Genomic DNA, 17712 nt, shown 5'->3' on the forward strand with positions numbered 1-17712 from the left:
GCATGGACATGGCCCGGGACATGCTCGAAAAAGCGTTTGATGGACCAAGGGCTCAAGAAATTCTTACACGGCTGACCGGACTATTACAGCGGCGGCCTTTTGAAGCCTTGCGCAAGGCAGATCCCAGTCAAGTCATGACGCTGATGATGAATGAGCACCCGCAGACGATTGCCGTCGTATTGGCCTATATGGATCCCACCCAAGCGTCCCAGGTCTTGTCCTCGTTGGAGCCTGATTTGCAAAGCGATGTGGCCCGGCGTATCGCAATTATGGGGCGAGCGGCGCCGGAAGTCATTAAAGAAATTGAGGCGTTGATGGAAAAAAAGCTCACCAACTTAGCCGCTGAGGAAATTTCAGGTGCTGGCGGAATCAATGCCATTGTACCGATTTTAAACAACACCGATCGTACTTCTGAGCGGTTGATTTTACAGCGCTTAGAAGAGTTTGATCCGGAATTGGCGGATGAAATTCGAAACCGCATGTTTGTGTTTGAGAACATTGTGCAGATTGATGACCGGGCGATGCAAAAAGTGCTGCGGCGGGTAGACAATAAGACCTTGGCCTTGGCACTTAAGGGGACCCCTGCCGAAGTGTCGCAGAAAGTCATGAAAAATCTTTCCCAAAAGGCTGCCGAGCTTTTAAAAGAAGATATCGATGTGTTAGGGCCGGTTCGTATTCGTGACGTGGAGCAGGCGCAACGAGAGATTGTCAATGCGATCCGTCAGTTGGAAGACCAAGGGGAATTGGTGATTTCACGAGGGGAACGTGATGACTTTGTCGTCTAAAGTGATTAAAGCGGGGCATATACGACACGGGGATGAACCTGTCCAACTAGGGAGCGCAGTCGATGTAAAGTGGGTGTCGTCGATGGATGGGACGATGCATGAGGCAATGAACGCCGCTGAAGAAATCATTGAGCGAGCTAAAGCCGAAGCGCAAGCCATTTTGGATGAGGCGCGCGAGGAGCGTCAGCACATTCACCAAGCCGCCCATGCTGAGGGATATCAGGCGGGCCACGCGGAGGGCGTCGCAGCCGGAAAACAAGCAGCGCACAAGGAATGGCTTAAGATTCAGGAGGTGGTGCAAGGCGTTCTAGAGCGGACCCAACGTCTGCAGCATTATGCAGACCGGCTTGAGCCCGAGGTCGTGTTAGCCCAAGCTGCGGCTTTAAGTGCAAAATTTTTTAGTCAGCAAGCGCGAGAAAATCCCCAAGTGCTGAAAGAATATTTGACGGCGTTGCTCGGAACCGTTGATGACGACGAGGTGGTCCTATTCGTCTCCCCGTCTTTTAAAGCCACCGTGGAATCGCTAGCGAAAGAGTGGGCGGGCCCCTGGCAGCAGGTGCGCGTGGCAGTCGACCGTGAGTTGGATGCGCTGGAATGCCGGGTCCAAGGGGAACCTGGTGGGCAAAGTTTTTTAGCAGGCCCCATTACCACGCTGACGGCAGTATTAGATGAGGTGCTATATGGGGATTACCACGAGGATTGAAAAGATGTCTGATGCGCATCGCTTTATTCCAGCCGGCCGCATTGTCGCTCTGCGGGGGGCAAGCTTAATCGCGCGAGGCGTGCGCATGGCCGTGGGTGAGATGGGGACAGTGGCCTTAGCGGGAGGCGCTTCATTAGCCGTGGAGTGTGTCGGGTTTTTACCCGGTGAAGAAGTGTTGCTGACCCCCTATCACGACGTCGAGGGGCTGAGGCCGGGTCTGTGGGTTAAAGCGACCGGCCATAGCGCGAGTGTGGTTACCGGACCTGCGGTGCTAGGACGGTTGCTGGATGGATTGGGCCAGCCCCTGGATGGGGGGCCCGCACCCATGGGCCCGAGACAATCATTGCGGGTGGGGCCTGTTCCCCCCTTAAGCCGCACAAGGGTGCATACGCCACTTTGGACTGGCATTAAAGCGATCGATGGATTGCTGACGCTGGGTAAGGGTCAGCGGACGGGAATTTTTGCCGGGGCTGGGTACGGGAAAACTACGCTTCTGCAACTGATTTTGCAAGGAGTGCAGGCCGATGTGATGGTGGTTGCGCTCATTGGCGAGCGCGGCAAAGAGGTTGCAGAATTTTATCGGGAAATGAATATGGCAACCAGGCAACGCACGGTGCTTATTGCCGCCACATCTGATATGCCTGCCATTTTGCGCCTCAAAGCGGCTTGGTCGGCTACGGTGGTGGCCGAGACGTTTCGCAAACAAGGCCTAGATGTGCTGCTGGTCATGGACTCCCTCACCCGTGTGGCAATGGCTCAGCGTGAGATTGGGTTGGAGACGGGCGAGTTGCCCGCTTCACGGGGGTACACACCCTCTGTATTCCATCTTCTACCACGTCTATTGGAGAGACCCGGCGCTTATCAGCGCGGGTCGTTGACAGGAATTTACACGGTGCTAGTGGACGGTGTCGACGCGCGCGAAGACCCGTTGGGCGATAGTGTGCGAGGCTTGATTGATGGGCATATCTTGTTGTCACGGGATTTAGCCGAACAGCACCATTTTCCGGCCATCGATGTGGTGAAAAGTCTCAGTCGTTTGATGCCCGACTTGGTGAGCGCGGATCATCTTCGGGCAGCCGCGCGGATTCGCCGGTACGTCTCTCACGTTATGGACTCGGAAGACTTGCGCGCGGTGGGGGCCTATGTGCCAGGACAAGATGTCGCTTTGGATGAAGCGTTGGCGCGTTATCCGCACATTCGCGCCTTCCTCGATCAGGAGGTAGGCGACATTGTGCAGCCGCATGTGATGCAGCAGGCCCTTGAGGGATTAGCAGGAAAGGAAGAGGATGTCCATGACGTGGCAACGGTTGATGAACCATTTGCGGCGGAGGGAGCGTGAGAGCCAGGCTGCATATCAGCATTGGTCGGAACAGCAAAAGGCCTTGCAAAAGGAGATTGCGCGCGGGATTGTGCCTCAATTTATTAACCTGGGAGCCGAAATGACGGCATTTGACATTGCCGATTATTTTACCGACAGCCTATTCCAAAAAGCCCGATTAGAGCGGGCCCAAAAAGAGGAATTTGTCGTAGCGCAGCGAATTTTAGAATGTCGGGAGGAACTTATGGCCATTCGCCAGGCCCAAAGACAGCTGGAACGTTTTCAAGCGCGTCAAGAGGCGGTTGCGGAACGCAGGCGCCAAAGGCTTTGGAATGACGAGATGGTTTCCCTCAGCATGACCCGGCAGCAGATAGGCAGGGAGGCTGTAAAGACTGGTGGCTGTGCTCGAATCCCATCAATCCGTCTTTCTCGTGGTACGCCCCGGACGGGTAGTGCCCACTCGGGTTATTCGGTGCGTGAAACAGGAGATTTATCTTGAAGCCTTAAAAGACCACGACCTGGAATTGACGCCTTTGCCAGGTCAAACGGTCCAGGTGCGTTGGATCTCTGATGACTGTCTCTTTGAGCAGCCAGCTGAAATTACGGAAGTGCTCGATCCTATTCCTATGATTGTGCTCAAACTCATTGGGGATGTGCACATGATTGAGCAACGTGGGAGCTTGCGGGTGAAGGTTACCGTTCCCTTAGAGTATGGGCTGTTGCGAGCGGGTTCTGAGGTGTGGATGACGACCACGCTCGATTTGTCTGCGAGTGGTTTGCGATTTCCGAGCTCTGTGCGGGTATGGAATGGCTTGCATTTGAAAATGCGTTTGCTCGTGGATCACAATGCCGTCGAGGTCGTGGGCCAAGTCAACCGCGTATCGGCTAAGCCGCGCGAGATTCGGGGCCATAAAACGTGGGAAACGGCTGTGACATTTCTCCAAGTCAAACCGCAAGACCGCCAGACCTTGGAAAATTTTGTACGATCCCAGTATCAGCGGCAACAACACAAGAAAGGCGCTCGCCCGCGTAGTGACTGAAAGGAGGTGAGTCCAAATGATTAACATGGTTCCTGAATTGCCCGAGGTACCTACGCGTCAGGGAAAGGAAGGCCCTGTGCATAAGGATAGGAGTCCGGGGCGATTTGCCCAAATGGTGCGCACAAACAAGGCGCCTCAAAAAAAGGCCGCGGCTTTTCATGTGCCGGTCGCCGTGGACGTCAAAGCCAAACGAGTGCTGGTGAAAATGGTGAAAGAAGATTATAGTGCTCGAGTTGGGATTAGCCATGAGAAAAGGCCTAAAGCAAAGTCTAATGCGTCGTCTCATCCCCATTCTTCGAAGGCATCGCCCAAAACGTCTTCTTTTAGCTCAGACGATACGAAGAATAAGCATTCTAAGACTAAGAAGGCGCAAGACTTGACAATGAGTCTTCCGGTGCCCACGCTCCCCTTACCAGGCGGGGGTCCTTCTGATGCGAATATCCCAGGCCACCGCACAGAGGAGCCAAACCGTCTTGACACGGTTGCGGCGTCATCGCCCATGCAAGCCAAGACGACCACGACCCCGTTAAGGCGTGAGTCGCTACCATTGCATATGCAAGTGGCCCGGGGTCAGAAGCAAAGTTCCGACGAGGCTATTACCATGCCGCAGACCCCCGGACGCTTGATTTATCGTGCCCAGACCAAGGGCGGCAATCATACCGTTGTCAGCCACGGTGCGTCTCGCACGGTATCAAAACAAGAAGCGCCGTCGGGGAAAGATTTGACGAGTCCCATTGTGCTTGGAATGGAGTCCTTTGCAAAACATGTGGTGGCCAAACCGTCTACGTTTCAAGCCGTGCACAGGGCTGTCAACCAAGGGGCCTTGGAGCCGCATCCAGCTAAGGGCTGGGTGATTCGACCTATTCATTGGAAAGGTGCTGGAGCCTCTAGCAGCAAATGGTTGGTGACGGTACCGAAAAATCCCGAGCCCTTAGTCATAACGCTGACCGCCTTGCATAATGCGTGGAAAGTGGATTTTCAAGTGGCGTCTTCCAATTGGGCAGGCACTATTGCCCAAGCTTTCTCACCAGGGCAAACCGTGACGGCCAATGCGGTACCGGTGCAGCAAGTGTCTGTATTTTTGGGCCAATCGAGCACCGGACAAAGTGGGAGTCAGAGCGGATCCGAGACACAGGGACGGGATGGATATGACCTCGTGCGACGAAGCCCGTCGGTTGGTGCCGCGTCGCCCTGGGGGTCGGCCGCGATGACCTTAGACGGCATTGATTACCGCGTATGATTGGTCAAAGAAATATTGTGAGAGGAGTGGTTTAAAGCATGTCTTCAACGGTGAATAGCCTTTCGTCTCTGCTTACCCCACAGGCATCGTCACAAGCGACCGGTTCAGCTACGGCGCCTTCTTCGTCGCCCTCCAGCAACTTGGGGGAATCGGCTTTTTTGACACTGTTGTCGGCCGAACTGCAGTATCAAAATCCTTTGCAACCGATGGATAATACGCAGTTTGTGGCGCAGCTTGCCCAATTTTCGGCATTGGCGGCAACCACAACCCAAACATCCACGTTAAATAGCATTCTCTCAACCTTACAGCAACAAAACCCTGTCGTGGCTATGGCTCAATTAATTGGCAAAACGGTCACGACCACTCAAGGCTCTGGCACCGTGAGCGCGGTATCCCAACAAGGACAAAGCTTGATGGCCGATATCAACGGGGTGGGAACTGTGCCGATTTCAGACATTACAGAGGTGCAGAACTAATGGGGATTCATCACCCCAGTGCCATCTTGGGGCCCTCTGCCACGGCTGTTCCCCAAGAAGGTGGACCAGGCCGTGCCTCGGCAACGGGTGTTAACTTTCAAGCCCTGGTGCAAGAACGCGTGACATTGAGTCAGCATGCCATGTCCCGGATGCAGGCACGGCACATGACCTTATCAGAAGCGGATACAAAGCGCTTGGGTGAAGCGATGACTGCTGTCGATAGCAAAGGATCGAAGCAAGCAGCCATTATCTTGGGAAACGATATTTATATTGTCTCACCGCCGGCGCGAACCGTCATTACCAGCATTCACCCGCCCACCGACGGAATGAAAGTGATTACGCAAGTCGACGCAGTGGTCTATATAAGCCGGACCTCGCACCAAGAGATAGAGGAAGCTTCGGGTTCCCGAACGACTGACGGAACCGCCGCCGCGCCGCATTGGAGTTTAATTACAAATCCTGAAACGTGATGGAGAAGAACGGCGACTCGTTATAGGACAATGGAGGAGATATTATGTCAGGCAGTCTTTACGCAGCGATATCGGGTCTTAACGCGGAACAGGCCTTATTAGGAGTGGTGTCTGAAAATATTGCGAACGCTAACACTACCGGTTACAAGAGCAGTCATGTCACGTTTGGACAGGCGATGGAGGAGACGCTGTCGGGAGGAACTGCTCCGACGGCTACGCTGGGGGGGACCAACCCGGAGCAAATTTCGGCAGGGGCCGCGGTTGGGGTTGATGGTGTCAATGTCAACATGAGCCAAGGAAGTTTGCAAACAACGGGCATTGCGACAAATATGGCCATTCAAGGCAACGGCTTTTTTGTGGTCAGGTCTCCTCAAGGCATTCAATATACGCGCGCGGGAGACTTTACGCTCGATGCTCAAGGCCAGTTGGTCAATCCCCAAGGGGGATTAGTCCAGGGGTGGACCGCGGTGAATGGCAAGCTCACCGGTGAATCGGCGGGAAATATTGGTGCGATCGTGATTCAACCCGGCATGACGATGCCACCAAGCGCTACGAGTAGTGCGACGGTGACAGGAAACCTTAATGCGGCGTTAGCATCGGCACCAGCTGGAACGAATACCGAGCGCACAGTGCCTTTGACCGTTTACGATTCACTGGGCAATCCGGTGACGCTGGCCATCAACTTTAGCAATCCAACGGTCTCCTCAGGAAATGGGACCAGCTGGACAGCAACAGTCACTGCACCGCCTAGTACGACGTCGCTCGGAAGCGGCACGGTCACCTTTGGTCCGACCGGCGCCATCACATCGGGACAGACCTTGGCGGTGTCGTTAACCACTACGGATGGTTCGACGAGTCCGCAGACCTTTAACATCAATTTAAGCGGAATGACTGGGGACGCCGCCAGCACGCAATTGACAGCCAGTGCCAACGGCTATCCCCAAGGCAGCCTCTCCAACTATACGGTTGGCTCCGATGGCGTCATTACCGGAACCTTTTCGAATGGGCAAACGCAGCCTATTGCGCAAGTGGCTTTGGCCAACTTTAGCAATAACGCGGGTCTGGTCAATGTCGGGAACACGATGTGGCAACAATCAGCGAACTCAGGTACGCCGCAGGTAGGTCAGCCCGCGTCTGGGAACTTTGGGTCCATTGCTGGCGGATCCGTCGAAGAATCGAATGTGAGTTTGGCCAACCAGTTTGTCAATATGATTATGGCCCAACAAGGCTATCAAGCGAATGCCAAGGTGATATCGGTTGCGCAAGCCCTGGATACGACATTGGTCAATACCATCGCGCCGTAACCGCTCAAGGCGCTTCAATTACCAAGAAAAGCCTGGCTAACGGCCAGGCTTTTGCATGGGTGTCTGCTTTTCTATTCTGTTGACACGCTATCCTTTAGTGAAGGATGCTTTAGCGCGTCGCCTGTCTCGGGTTCTTTCCCATAAAACCAGCATCATATATAATCAGCCGAAAAAGAAAAATAAATACCTAACCCTATGCACCTAAGACACAAATAATGATGATTGGGGACTGCTCGTCAACACAATAATGACTCCATGTGACGGATCATGCTGCACGCATTTAGTTGGGTTCTGGTGAATTATTATGTTAAAAAGCAATATGGTATGACTCTTGTTATATGGTGGCACAGGTTCGAAAATAGTAATACACTGAGTAAGAGGTGATACGTCCATGGCTATGTCGCGCATTGGTCCAAAGGGTCAGGTAGTTCTGCCGAAGGAATTTCGCGATATACTCGGGATTGGCCCAGGTGACCGAGTAGTATTTGACATGCAAGAGGGAAAGGTAGTTCTGACTCCCGTGCCTGCCCGTACCACATCTGACCTTCTTGGTATTCTTCGGATGCCCAAGTCGGTCAATGTAAAGGAGGCGCGTCAAGACTATCAGGACCACTTGGTCGACAAGCTCAAAGAAGGGCATTCCGATGGCTAAGGAGGCTCGTCGTGCTCATGTTGACGCTAATGTGATTCTGCGCCTTCTCTTAGGGGAACCGGAGGACCAGGCCTGCTCTGCAAAGGCGATATTCGACCGGGCATCGCGAGCAGAACTCACTGCAGTAATCCATCCAGTCGTATGCGCTGAGGTGATATACGTTCTCACGTCGCCTAGACTGGCAGCTTATTCACGACGACAGGTGGCAGACGTCCTACGTGGGTTTTTTGCATTGGAGGGTGTAGAAGTTGTAGACCTCGACGTGGTACTTAAAGCACTCCACCAATTTGAGGAAACACATCTCGACTGGGTGGACTGTCTTCTACTCGCATATTCGCCGGAAATCCCCGTCTACACTTTCGACCACGCGATGGTGGCTGCGGGGGGAATTCACCCTAAGCGTGCCGACTAACCTCGTCAAGGAGAGCGACGGTCCGATTTCGTCTGGCGTCGTTGATGCAGCATCTGGGCCTTTTTTGGGCATGATTTTTCCCATCTTTCCAGCATCGATCGGAAAAGGCCGTACTTCGTACTTCGACTCAAAGAAAGTAAGACCGTAACAAAAAGGCTCTTTGACGCGGCTACCCGCCAAGGAGGCGTCGCCGTGTTAAGCTCACTGAATGAGGGAGATAGCTTATGCAGGCTACCGTGATAGGCGTCATAGTACTTTTCGTTGCGATTTTAGGCGCAAGCGTGTGGCCAGCTATGCGTCATCATCGTGGGGGCTGGAAGTCTACGGGGCCTGGGTGGCCATGGATTGTGCGGTGGGGGTTAACGGCCTTGATACTCATCTCCATTGCGTGGTCCGTCTTACGGCGCTAATGGGCTACTGTCTTCGCCGCTTTTTATGAGAGAATTATTTGCAGCATATGTCGTCGGGCTTTTCATCTGTACCAAATTTCCTCCGAATTTTTCCCAATTATTGTAGAGCAATACGAGTCCCAACTGACCGAGATACGAAAGGGTTGGTATTGTGCTAGAAAAAAAGCCCATGGCATAGTGCCACGGGCTTTTTAGACCGACCAGGAACGAGAAGTATTACCCGTTCGGTGCTTGATGTAGGTGTCGTGATTACTGGTACGTTCCGTCTTTTTGCGCCAGGGCCACCGCTTGCTGATATGCACTGTGCATGGCGGCTTGAGGCGTTTCTTTGTTGATTAACACGGCCGTAATGGCATTGAGCAAGACCTCATGGGAGAACTCGTCCCACCAAGCGACCTTGGGTTCAGCGATGGCGTTGGGGAGCACGCTTAAGGATACTTGCTGGGCTGGATGGGTGTTTAAGAAGGACTGCGCGGCCTGTGCTACGTCGCTACGAACCGGGAGGTATCCTTCGCTTTTCTCCATCCAGTATAATTGCCCCGCTTTGGATGTGAGGTATTTAATGAACGCAAATGCCGCCGATTGCTGTGCTGGGGTCGCTTTGGAAAACATGCCGAGGTAACCACCAAATAAGCTTGTCGCTGCGATCTTGTCAGCCGGCAGCGGAGCCTCACCAATCGGGAATTTGTTGGCGACAGCTTGGTCTAAATAGGGGTAAAAGCCCGTGGTGCCAATCAATATCGAACTGGTTTCATTGGCAAAATCGGTTTGTGAGGCGTATCCGTGGGTCAGCACGGCTGAGCCGTTCTTGACCATATTGCTCCAAAGCGTAAGCGCTTTGACCGCAGGCCCATTGGCAGCGAATGCGGCAGGATTGGGTTCGCCATTCTTACCAACAAAATTGCCACCCGCTTGGTCAAAGAATGCCAACCATGGATAGGTATGCACGAGGGTGATGGCAAACGCTTGCTTGCCCGGGCCAGATAATTTTGCGCTGTCTTGGGCAAATTCAGCCCAAGTGGTCGGGGGATGGGTAATGCCGGCAGCCTGAAAAGCGGCCTTATTATAGTACATAATGGCAGCACCCAGATTGAACGGCATCAGATATTGCTGGCCGCCTGGCCATTTGCCGGGTTTGAGCATGTTGGGATAAAAAGGCGATAACGAGAAGCCATGCGATCCGGCAATCAATGGGCTTAAGTTCACCAAGCTGCCGGTCTGGATAAAGCCGGTCGCCCAGGGAGGATTCATTTGGGAGATTGTCGGAGGATTTTGCCCGACGACAGCGGAGAGGAGCTTAGGCTCTAAGGCGGCGTCGTTGGGGACGACCACATCTTTGACGGTAATGTTAGGGTGAAGCTTGTGAAATTGCTGAATTTCGCCGGCTAAGGCTGTCTCATAGGGGCCCGTCATTTCGTTCCAAAATGTGATAGTGACCGGAGCATTGTTTTTGGGCGTGGACGGGGTGGCTGTCGATTGGCCACATCCCGCCAATCCTGCCGCCAGGACAGCGGCTCCCGCAGCGGACGCGGCCCAGCGGATTTTGGTATTCGGTTTCATAAAAACCCTCCTCATATCGTCTCTATCGATTGTGTTCGAAGTTCTATCCCTTAATACCTGTTTGACTGACAGATTCCACAATTTGACGCTGTGCGATGATGTACAAAATCAATACAGGCAAGGTCGTGATGGCGGCCGCGGCCGACAACACCGTCCAATCGGTACCGTTGGCGGTGGACAGAAAATCGGCGAGGCCAACTTGGATAGGTTGGACGCTCGGGCCGGTCGTAACAATAAGCGGCCAGAGAAAGGCATTCCAGCTCAAGAGAAATAAATAGATGCTAACGGTCGCTAACGCCGGGCCTAAGTTGGGAACCACAATCTGCCACAGATAGCCCCAATCACCAATGCCGTCAATCCGAGCCGCATCGCGGAGTTCTTTGGGCAGCTGGCGCATAAATTGCACTAACATAAAGACGGCAAAGCCATTGGCCGCGAACGGAACGATTTGAGCCGCATAGGTATTGAGCCAACCGAGGTCGCGAACGATTAAGTAGTCAGGGACTAATATGGAGTAAAAAGGGATCATCATAGTGGCCAGAATCAGCCCGAGCACGACTTTACTAAAGCGTCCCGGCAGATACACAATGCCATACGCCGCCAGTAATGACGTGCCCAAAGCGAGTACGGTGGTGGCGATGCCAATGCCAAGCGAGTTCAATAGAAACCGGAGCCAAGGGGCAAGACGCCAGGCGGCTTGGTAGTTCGACAAAATCCCTTGCGGAATGAGCGCTCCAGGAAACGAATAGGCACGCGCGGCGGTTTCTAAAGACGTGGCGAATATCCACCAAATCGGAAACAAGGTGATGACCGCACTGATAATCAAGAACGCATAAACAAGCAGGCGACGGCCGTGAACCATGTTTTTAGCCTCCGTAATAGACCGCTTTGCGGGATATCCAGAACTGCAACCCGGTCAGCGCCAGAATCAACAGGAAGAATACCACGGCAGTCGCCGAGGCCCCGCCAAAGTGAAAGTAATTAAAAGCTGTTTCATAAATCAAATACGTCAGCGTGGTGGTGCCATTTACGGGTCCGCCTCGTGTCAGGGCGTAGATTTGCGTAAAGGTTTGGAAGGCGTTAATCGTATTGATGACCACCACAAACAGGGTCGTTGGAGACAATAGAGGCCACGTAATGCTCCAAAACTGCCGCCAGGGACTTGCGCCATCCACCTCTGCAGCCTCTAACAATTCCCTAGAGATATTAGTCAGTCCTGCCATGAAAAGAAGCATGGTAAATCCAAAACTGAACCAGATGGTATAGATAATCAAGCTGATCAGCGCCAACCGCGGCTCATTTACCCAGCCAATATTGCCTGGCAGTCCTACCATTGCGAAGATACGGTCGATGACGCCAACCGAGGGCTGGTACATCCAGAGCCATACCGTTGACGTGGCAACCACTGGCATCACATAGGGCAGAAAAAACAAGGCGCGAAAAAGGCCTACGGCACGGATGCCGCGAAACAAGAGAACCGCGAAAAGCAAAGAAATGGCACTCCCCCCGATTACAACCGCTGCCGCGAAAATCAAGGTGGTGCGTAATGACAACCAAAAAAGACTGGAGGTGAATAATTGTTGATATTGTGACAAGCCAACAAAGTGAGGATGTGTGCCATAGATAAAATGAAAGAAGCTATAACCAAAAACCATCACCAATGGGATCATCCAGAAGACACCCAAAATAATTAGCGCTGGCAATAGATACCAAAATCCTTTATGCGGCGGCGAATGTTTGATGGTTTTCACGGCTCGGCCCTTTCTGATACGTCCGCGTACCGGGTTAAGGTATACGTGATAACGCCTTCACGGTGATAGCCAATGCTGTATATCGCTGGTGTGTGGTCCGTTGTATAAGCTACTTGCTGAAGATACAAGACGGGATCGCCTGTGGCGATATTCAGCGCTTCAGCCGCTTCGGCTGTACTTCGTTGAATACTGAGATGGGTGCGCGCATATAAGATGAAAACACCCAAATGCGCTAAAGCGGCGATCATTTTATCAGAAAAAACAGATAAGTCTACCGAAATTTTCCCAATCGTTTCTGGCAGATAGTCCACTAGAAACACCGCGGGTTGGCCATCGGCTGTCACTGTCCGCACGACGCGAAATCCTGGGGTCGCTGTCGGGAGCAACAAGGCATCACATACCGCGGTCGGCAGGGACACCGAGGTGATATGGACGTCGGTCACGGCGGGTGTATAACCGTTGTTGCGGACAATATCCGCCACGCTGTTTAACACCTGTAACGAAGCGTCCATGTCGGTGTGAGGCGTGGAGGCAAACGTTCCAACGCCATGGCGACGAACAATGAGACCCTCTTGTTCCAGCGCGCTGAGTGCTGAACGAATGGTCGGTCGACTAATGCCTAGTTGCTTGGCCAGTTGTTCCTCGGAAGGGAGCTTGCTGCCAGCGCTCATGGTTGATAGCAGTGCTTCAATGCTTTCCCGAGCGAGACGCTGGCGGGGAACGAAGCGACTGGTCAATGACAACCCTCCTAAGGTAAGACGTTTTACGACTCGATTATAACGCCTTTACTGACGAAAAATGCAAGAGATTTTGTTGGTTTTTGCAAAAATATTTGGAGGTTTTGCCGTATATAGACACCAAGGCGATAGGGTTGGTATACGGGAATCAGAGAACGTATGCGAGGGATTGCAAGACATTCAATGAATGGGCGAGACGATGGGCGGGGATTTGGCGGAAGAGAGTGACCTCAAGACTACGCACGAAATCTTCTAAATATATATGGCTTGGGGCCTAGGGAATGCTGTCGAAAATTTTTTCGATTAAATGCGTCTTGTTGTTTCGTGTCGAGATTTGGTTCTTTATATAATATGCCCTAGCTAGGGGGGCATTCTTTGAATTCGTTAGGCCTGTTTTTTAATTTTTTATGGGCGATGATTTTAGTGGTTGGCTTGGCGTATGTTGCTGCCCGCCTACTAAAGAAGATGGGCTGGGGCAAGGTTAGCCATGCCCAGTACTTGGAGCAAATAGATTATCTCCCATTAGGGCCTAAACGCGGCATTGCGCTGGTGCAAATCGCGGATAAGACGGTGGCACTCGGTGTCACGGAACAAACGGTCTCTTTATTGATGGAAGTGGACGCGGACGCGATTACGAGGCAAGCACCCACGGCGAGTCGTGTCGTCTCAACCACTTTGCCGCCATTTGCCGAGGAGCTGTGGCGCAAGTTGCGCCGAGGTGAGGGCAAGTCGTGAGAAGCCGCCGTTTGTCGCGTTGGTGGGGAGGCCTGGGGGCTGTCCTCATCCTTATCTCGACGGGTCCACAGGCCTTTGCCCAAAGTAGTCTGTCGATTCCCTCAGTGACGCTTAACACGCATGGAGGAAGCTCTCCCTCTCAAGTCATCAGTATTTTAGCTTTATTAACGTTGTTGTCATTTGTGCCTGCCTTGCTCTTGACAATGACCGCATTTACGCGTGTCATTACCGTCTTGGCTTTTGTACGCAGTGCGCTGGGGTTGCAACAGACGCCCCCTAATCAGGTGCTGATCGGGTTGGCGTTGTTTCTCACTTTTTTCATTATGGCGCCTACCTTTCAACAAATTGACCACCAAGCCCTGATCCCCTATATGCATGGCCATATGGGTCTTATTCAGGCCTCCAATAAAGCTCTTGGCCCTTTGCGTCTTTTCATGTATCAACAAACGCGTCCGACGGATATCGCCTTATTCTTGCGACTCGATCATCTGCCTCCCCCCAAAAGTCTTAGTCAGGTGCCGACTGTGGCATTGATTCCGGCGTTTATCATTTCGGAGCTGAAAACAGCGTTTGAAATTGGAGTCTATATCTTTATTCCGTTTGTCATTGTGGATTTGGTTGTTTCCACGGTACTCATGTCACTCGGAATGATGATGGTGCCGCCGACATTGATTTCTTTGCCTTTGAAATTGTTGCTGTTTGTTCTTGCTAATGGCTGGAGCTTAGTGGTGCAGTCTTTAGTGTTGTCCTTTCATGGGGTGCGATAAATGTTTGATCATGCCATTGCATTGAGTCAGTCGGCGATGCTCACTACGGGTATCATTTTGGGGCCCGTTCTCGTGGCGTCGCTATTGGTGGGACTGTTGGTGGGGCTCTTTGGTGGTCACGTATGAATTGGGTCTGGGCTTGGCGATTGCGTCAAATCCTGGGCTCGACGAAAATGGCTCTTTTCTCTCGGAATGGCAAAGTCTCTTAGCCCTCTTCGTCTTTGTGGCGACTGGGGGGCTGGAACTCTCGGTGATCGCGTTGCATGCAAGCTTTCGGGCCATTGGGCTCAATATTATGGCACTTCCTCTACCCGCTTTATCGTTTGTCACGGGACTCATGACGAGCGCGTTGACGATGACGTTATTAGTCGCGTTTCCTTTGCTATTGGCGGGCTTTATTGTCAACATGGCGGTCGGCATTATGTCGCGGGCGTTTCCACAAATGAACGCCTACTATCTTTCATTGCCGGTCAATTTTGGCGTTAGCCTCTTGGTGTTTGCGGCCATGTTGCCGTTGTTGATGGGAATCTTACCAAGTTTTTGGGACCAGGCGTTTACCGATGTGAGTCGGCTTTTAGCGTTATTGGAGGGAAAGCCGTGACAGCAATAGCTGGGCGTATTTATTATGCGTCGGCGGGAGAGAAGAGCCACCAAGCGACACCCCATAAAAAGCAAGAAATACAAAAACAAGGCCAGAGTTGGAAAAGCCCGGATTTTCAAGCGGCTTTAGGCTTGTTTGTCGGGTTCTTGATGATCGGCCATTATTTGCCATGGGCAGGATCCCAATTAGGATTTCTAGAGTCCATGGTGTTGCAGTTGTCGGCAAACCCCGCCAATGCGTTAGGGCAAGCGTGGATTGAAGCTTTTGCCATCATGATTCGCATTTTGCTGCCCATCACTCTACCGCTGGTTATCGCGGGGCTCTTTGCGAGCAGTTTGGAGAAAGGCTTTCGTCTGTCGTTTAGTGGTTTGAAGGCGGATTTTACGAAGATTAATCCCGTTGAAGGTTTAAAGCGCCTCTTTTCCCAAGACAGTATGTGGCAGCTCGGCAAGGGCGTCTTAAAAATTGCCATCATGGGTTCGCTTGCGGCGTGGTTGATTCACCGCCAAGTGGCGGATTATGCGGGCTTGATGGCTGAATCTTTGGGAGGCGCCTTACATTCGGCTTTAAGTATGATGGGGCAAGTATTGCTGTTAATGTCTTTAGCGTTTTTTATCATTGGCATTGCGGATATGGGATATCAGTCTTATGCGTTTCAGCAAAAGATTCGCATGACGACCCAAGAGGTTCGGGACGAGTTCAAGAATACCGAGGGGGATCCTCGTGTCAAAGGCAAACGCCGAGAACTGGCGCGGCGGATTTGGCGGTCGGGCGTGCGTCAGGTAAAAAATGCGCAAGTGGTCGTGACAAATCCCACGCATTATGCAGTGGCTTTGCAATGGGACGAAAAAAAGATGGCAGCCCCTATTGTCGTGGCTAAAGGGGTTGATGGCACCGCCAAAAATATTCGCGACATGGCCATGCGCTATGAAGTGCCTATTGTTGAAAATCCTCCGCTGGCGCGTTCCCTCTACGAATTGCCCATTGGGCAGGCGATTTTGGAAGAGCATTACCAAGCCGTTGCAGATATTTTAGCGTTTTTGATACGCAAGCGTCAGGGGCGTCCCATGGGGAGGCGTGAGCCATGAAGTTCAGTCGAGCGATCCTCAAAGAAGCCTTTGTTCCTGTCGCCGCCGTCATTGCGATTTTAATGCTCGTGATCCCGATTCCTCCTTGGCTCTTAGATTTCTTTTTGCTCATTAATATTGGCTTGTCGATTGCGGTCTTGGTATCCACGATGTTTATCAACCAAGTGCTCGAGTTGTCCGTCTTTCCATCACTCTTGCTGTTAACGACGTTATTCCGGTTGGCGCTCGAAGTGACGGCGACGCGCCTGATTTTACTAGAAGGCAATCCTGGCTCGGTCATTCAGACCTTTGGGCGCATGGTTGTGGGCGACAATGTCGTCGTGGGGATTATCATTTTCATTATTTTGATCGTCATTCAGTTTATGGTGATCACGCGTGGCGCGGAACGGGTCAGTGAGGTGGCAGCGCGGTTTACCTTAGATGCGATGCCCGGAAAACAGATGGCCGTGGACGCGGAACTCAATAGCGGGATGATACGAGAAGCCGAAGCGAAACAACGGCGCGCCGACATTGAGCGCGAAGCGGACTTTTATGGAGCAATGGATGGGGCATCCAAATTTGTGCGCGGCGATGCGATTGCGGGCATTATTATCGTGCTGATTAATATCGTGGGTGGCTTAATTATTGGGCTGTCTGAACGGCATTTGGCGATAGGCGTTGCGCTGAATACGTACACGATTCTCACCATTGGCGAAGGTATCACCACGCAAATCCCTGCCTTGTTGCTGTCGACCGCGACCGGTATTTTAGTGACGCGCTCGGGCGCCACCGGAACGTTGAACGATGATGTCCTGTCCCAATTAACGCAATTACCGCGTGTTCTCTACATTGTGGCGATTGTGCTCTTCTTATTGGGCAGGATTTGCGCGACCGCATTGTGGCCTTGCGGCGGCAAATTACGACAGAGCTGGGCTTGGTTATTCCTCCCGTGCGGGTACGTGACAGTTTGGACTTAAGTCTCAATCAATACCGCATTCGCGTTCGTGGCGCCAGTATCGCCGTAGCGGAAGTGCGTCCGGACCGTTTTTTGGCGATGGGGGGACAAGACTTGGGGATAGAGAGTGCCATTCTAACCAAAGACCCCGTGTTTGGTTTGCCCGCCTATTGGATTCGCGAAGACTCGCGAGACCGGGCCGAATTAGCGGGGGCCACCGTGATTGATGCCGGGTCCATTTTGGTGACGCACTTGGCCGAAGTCATTCGTTCTCATGCCTATGAAATCTTAGGGCGTGAGGATGTCAAAAAATTACTCGACCATGTGAAACTCACGCATCCGGTGGTCGTGGCTGAACTCGTGCCCGACTTGCTAACGTTAGGCGAGGTCCAACGCGTGTTAGCCAATTTGCTGCGAGAGAAAATCTCGATTCGCGATATGCCAACGATTTTAGAGGCCTTGGCGGACCGCGCCCGCACGACACGCGATCCTGATCTCCTCACTGAAGCCGTAAGACAACAGTTGTCTCGTCACATTACAGAGCCCTTGATTAAGCAAGGCTTCTTGCATGCGGTGGTCTTGTCGCCGCGCATTGAACAGGCCATGAAGGATGCGATGGAGACAACCGATACTGGCACCTATTTAAATCTCGATCCCAAAGTGGCTCAAGACCGATGTGAGCAAAAATTCAGGGGACTTTAAACACCAAATGGTGGAGAGAATCCAGAC

23 protein-coding genes are annotated in these 17712 nt (G+C 52.5%); 19 read left to right on the forward strand and 4 right to left on the reverse strand.

The window, feature by feature from the left end:
• The first annotated feature begins 8 nt into the window (after positions 1-8).
• The 12 genes from fliG to ORD20_RS02245 all read left to right on the forward strand — a co-directional run bounded on the left by fliG (position 9) and on the right by ORD20_RS02245 (position 8810).
• Positions 9-785: a flagellar motor switch protein FliG gene (fliG, locus tag ORD20_RS02190; RefSeq protein WP_430626484.1), complete on the forward strand. Its 777-nt coding sequence runs from the start codon at positions 9-11 to the stop codon at positions 783-785.
• Positions 769-1488 (forward strand): hypothetical protein, encoded by a 720-nt coding sequence (locus ORD20_RS02195; protein WP_103375807.1) that lies wholly within the window; start codon positions 769-771, stop codon positions 1486-1488. Before fliG ends, ORD20_RS02195 begins: the two co-directional genes overlap by 17 nt.
• A complete protein-coding gene (locus tag ORD20_RS02200; protein ID WP_103375808.1) occupies positions 1466-2827 on the forward strand; it encodes a FliI/YscN family ATPase in 1362 nt (453 codons plus the stop codon). Before ORD20_RS02195 ends, ORD20_RS02200 begins: the two co-directional genes overlap by 23 nt.
• A complete protein-coding gene (locus tag ORD20_RS02205) occupies positions 2781-3305 on the forward strand; it encodes a hypothetical protein (protein ID WP_103375809.1) in 525 nt (174 codons plus the stop codon). Before ORD20_RS02200 ends, ORD20_RS02205 begins: the two co-directional genes overlap by 47 nt.
• Positions 3283-3846 (forward strand): flagellar brake protein, encoded by a 564-nt coding sequence (locus tag ORD20_RS02210; protein WP_242968553.1) that lies wholly within the window; start codon positions 3283-3285, stop codon positions 3844-3846. The genes ORD20_RS02205 and ORD20_RS02210 overlap by 23 nt, the downstream gene beginning before the upstream one ends.
• Positions 3847-3862: 16 nt before the next feature.
• Entirely contained in the window at positions 3863-5086 is a 1224-nt protein-coding gene (locus ORD20_RS02215; RefSeq protein ID WP_103375810.1) for a hypothetical protein, read from the forward strand.
• A gap of 38 nt (positions 5087-5124) precedes the next feature.
• Positions 5125-5562 carry a flagellar hook capping FlgD N-terminal domain-containing protein gene (locus tag ORD20_RS02220; RefSeq protein ID WP_103375811.1) on the forward strand — a complete coding sequence of 146 codons (438 nt, stop codon included), beginning with the start codon at positions 5125-5127 and terminating at the stop codon, positions 5560-5562.
• Complete coding sequence (locus tag ORD20_RS02225) at positions 5562-6032, forward strand: flagellar hook associated protein (RefSeq protein ID WP_103375812.1); 471 nt, start codon at positions 5562-5564, stop codon at positions 6030-6032. Before ORD20_RS02220 ends, ORD20_RS02225 begins: the two co-directional genes overlap by 1 nt.
• A gap of 44 nt (positions 6033-6076) precedes the next feature.
• The gene (locus ORD20_RS02230; RefSeq protein ID WP_103375813.1) at positions 6077-7336 is read left to right on the forward strand and encodes a flagellar hook protein FlgE; all 1260 of its coding nucleotides are present in this window, start codon (positions 6077-6079) and stop codon (positions 7334-7336) included.
• Between the two features lie 391 nt (positions 7337-7727).
• A complete protein-coding gene (locus ORD20_RS02235; RefSeq protein ID WP_103375814.1) occupies positions 7728-7988 on the forward strand; it encodes an AbrB/MazE/SpoVT family DNA-binding domain-containing protein in 261 nt (86 codons plus the stop codon).
• A complete protein-coding gene (locus tag ORD20_RS02240; protein ID WP_103375815.1) occupies positions 7981-8400 on the forward strand; it encodes a PIN domain-containing protein in 420 nt (139 codons plus the stop codon). The genes ORD20_RS02235 and ORD20_RS02240 overlap by 8 nt, the downstream gene beginning before the upstream one ends.
• A 224-nt stretch (positions 8401-8624) precedes the next feature.
• Positions 8625-8810 (forward strand): hypothetical protein, encoded by a 186-nt coding sequence (locus tag ORD20_RS02245; RefSeq protein WP_103375816.1) that lies wholly within the window; start codon positions 8625-8627, stop codon positions 8808-8810.
• Between the two features lie 249 nt (positions 8811-9059).
• Here the strand turns inward: ORD20_RS02245 and ORD20_RS02250 are convergent, their stop codons facing one another.
• From ORD20_RS02250 to ORD20_RS02265, 4 genes are read right to left on the reverse strand one after another with little or no spacing between them, the layout of a single operon-like run.
• A complete protein-coding gene (locus tag ORD20_RS02250; RefSeq protein WP_158246297.1) occupies positions 9060-10370 on the reverse strand; it encodes an ABC transporter substrate-binding protein in 1311 nt (436 codons plus the stop codon).
• 43 nt (positions 10371-10413) lie between these two features.
• A complete protein-coding gene (locus ORD20_RS02255; RefSeq protein ID WP_103375818.1) occupies positions 10414-11232 on the reverse strand; it encodes a carbohydrate ABC transporter permease in 819 nt (272 codons plus the stop codon).
• 4 nt (positions 11233-11236) lie between these two features.
• Positions 11237-12121, reverse strand: a complete 885-nt coding sequence (locus ORD20_RS02260) for a carbohydrate ABC transporter permease (protein WP_103375819.1) — start codon at positions 12119-12121, stop codon at positions 11237-11239.
• Complete coding sequence (locus tag ORD20_RS02265; RefSeq protein WP_103375820.1) at positions 12118-12858, reverse strand: GntR family transcriptional regulator; 741 nt, start codon at positions 12856-12858, stop codon at positions 12118-12120. Before ORD20_RS02265 ends, ORD20_RS02260 begins: the two co-directional genes overlap by 4 nt.
• Positions 12859-13233: 375 nt before the next feature.
• On the opposite strand from ORD20_RS02265, the gene fliO reads away from it, so the two are divergent.
• From fliO to ORD20_RS02300, 7 genes are read left to right on the forward strand one after another with little or no spacing between them, the layout of a single operon-like run.
• On the forward strand, positions 13234-13593 hold the full coding sequence (fliO, locus tag ORD20_RS02270) for a flagellar biosynthetic protein FliO (protein WP_242968554.1): 360 nt from the start codon (positions 13234-13236) through the stop codon (positions 13591-13593).
• Positions 13590-14360 (forward strand): flagellar type III secretion system pore protein FliP, encoded by a 771-nt coding sequence (fliP, locus tag ORD20_RS02275; RefSeq protein WP_242968555.1) that lies wholly within the window; start codon positions 13590-13592, stop codon positions 14358-14360. The genes fliO and fliP overlap by 4 nt, the downstream gene beginning before the upstream one ends.
• The gene (locus tag ORD20_RS02280; RefSeq protein ID WP_430626485.1) at positions 14361-14486 is read left to right on the forward strand and encodes a hypothetical protein; all 126 of its coding nucleotides are present in this window, start codon (positions 14361-14363) and stop codon (positions 14484-14486) included. It abuts the gene before it with no gap.
• Positions 14473-14961 (forward strand): flagellar biosynthetic protein FliR, encoded by a 489-nt coding sequence (locus ORD20_RS02285; protein ID WP_430626486.1) that lies wholly within the window; start codon positions 14473-14475, stop codon positions 14959-14961. The genes ORD20_RS02280 and ORD20_RS02285 overlap by 14 nt, the downstream gene beginning before the upstream one ends.
• On the forward strand, positions 14958-16049 hold the full coding sequence (locus ORD20_RS02290; RefSeq protein ID WP_103375823.1) for an EscU/YscU/HrcU family type III secretion system export apparatus switch protein: 1092 nt from the start codon (positions 14958-14960) through the stop codon (positions 16047-16049). The genes ORD20_RS02285 and ORD20_RS02290 overlap by 4 nt, the downstream gene beginning before the upstream one ends.
• On the forward strand, positions 16046-17005 hold the full coding sequence (locus ORD20_RS02295) for an FHIPEP family type III secretion protein (protein WP_430626487.1): 960 nt from the start codon (positions 16046-16048) through the stop codon (positions 17003-17005). Before ORD20_RS02290 ends, ORD20_RS02295 begins: the two co-directional genes overlap by 4 nt.
• Entirely contained in the window at positions 16912-17685 is a 774-nt protein-coding gene (locus ORD20_RS02300; protein WP_430626488.1) for an FHIPEP family type III secretion protein, read from the forward strand. The genes ORD20_RS02295 and ORD20_RS02300 overlap by 94 nt, the downstream gene beginning before the upstream one ends.
• The last annotated feature ends 27 nt before the right edge of the window (positions 17686-17712 follow it).

This window comes from Sulfobacillus thermotolerans (assembly GCF_039623705.1).
GTDB classification, from domain to species: Bacteria; Bacillota; Sulfobacillia; order Sulfobacillales; family Sulfobacillaceae; genus Sulfobacillus; species Sulfobacillus thermotolerans.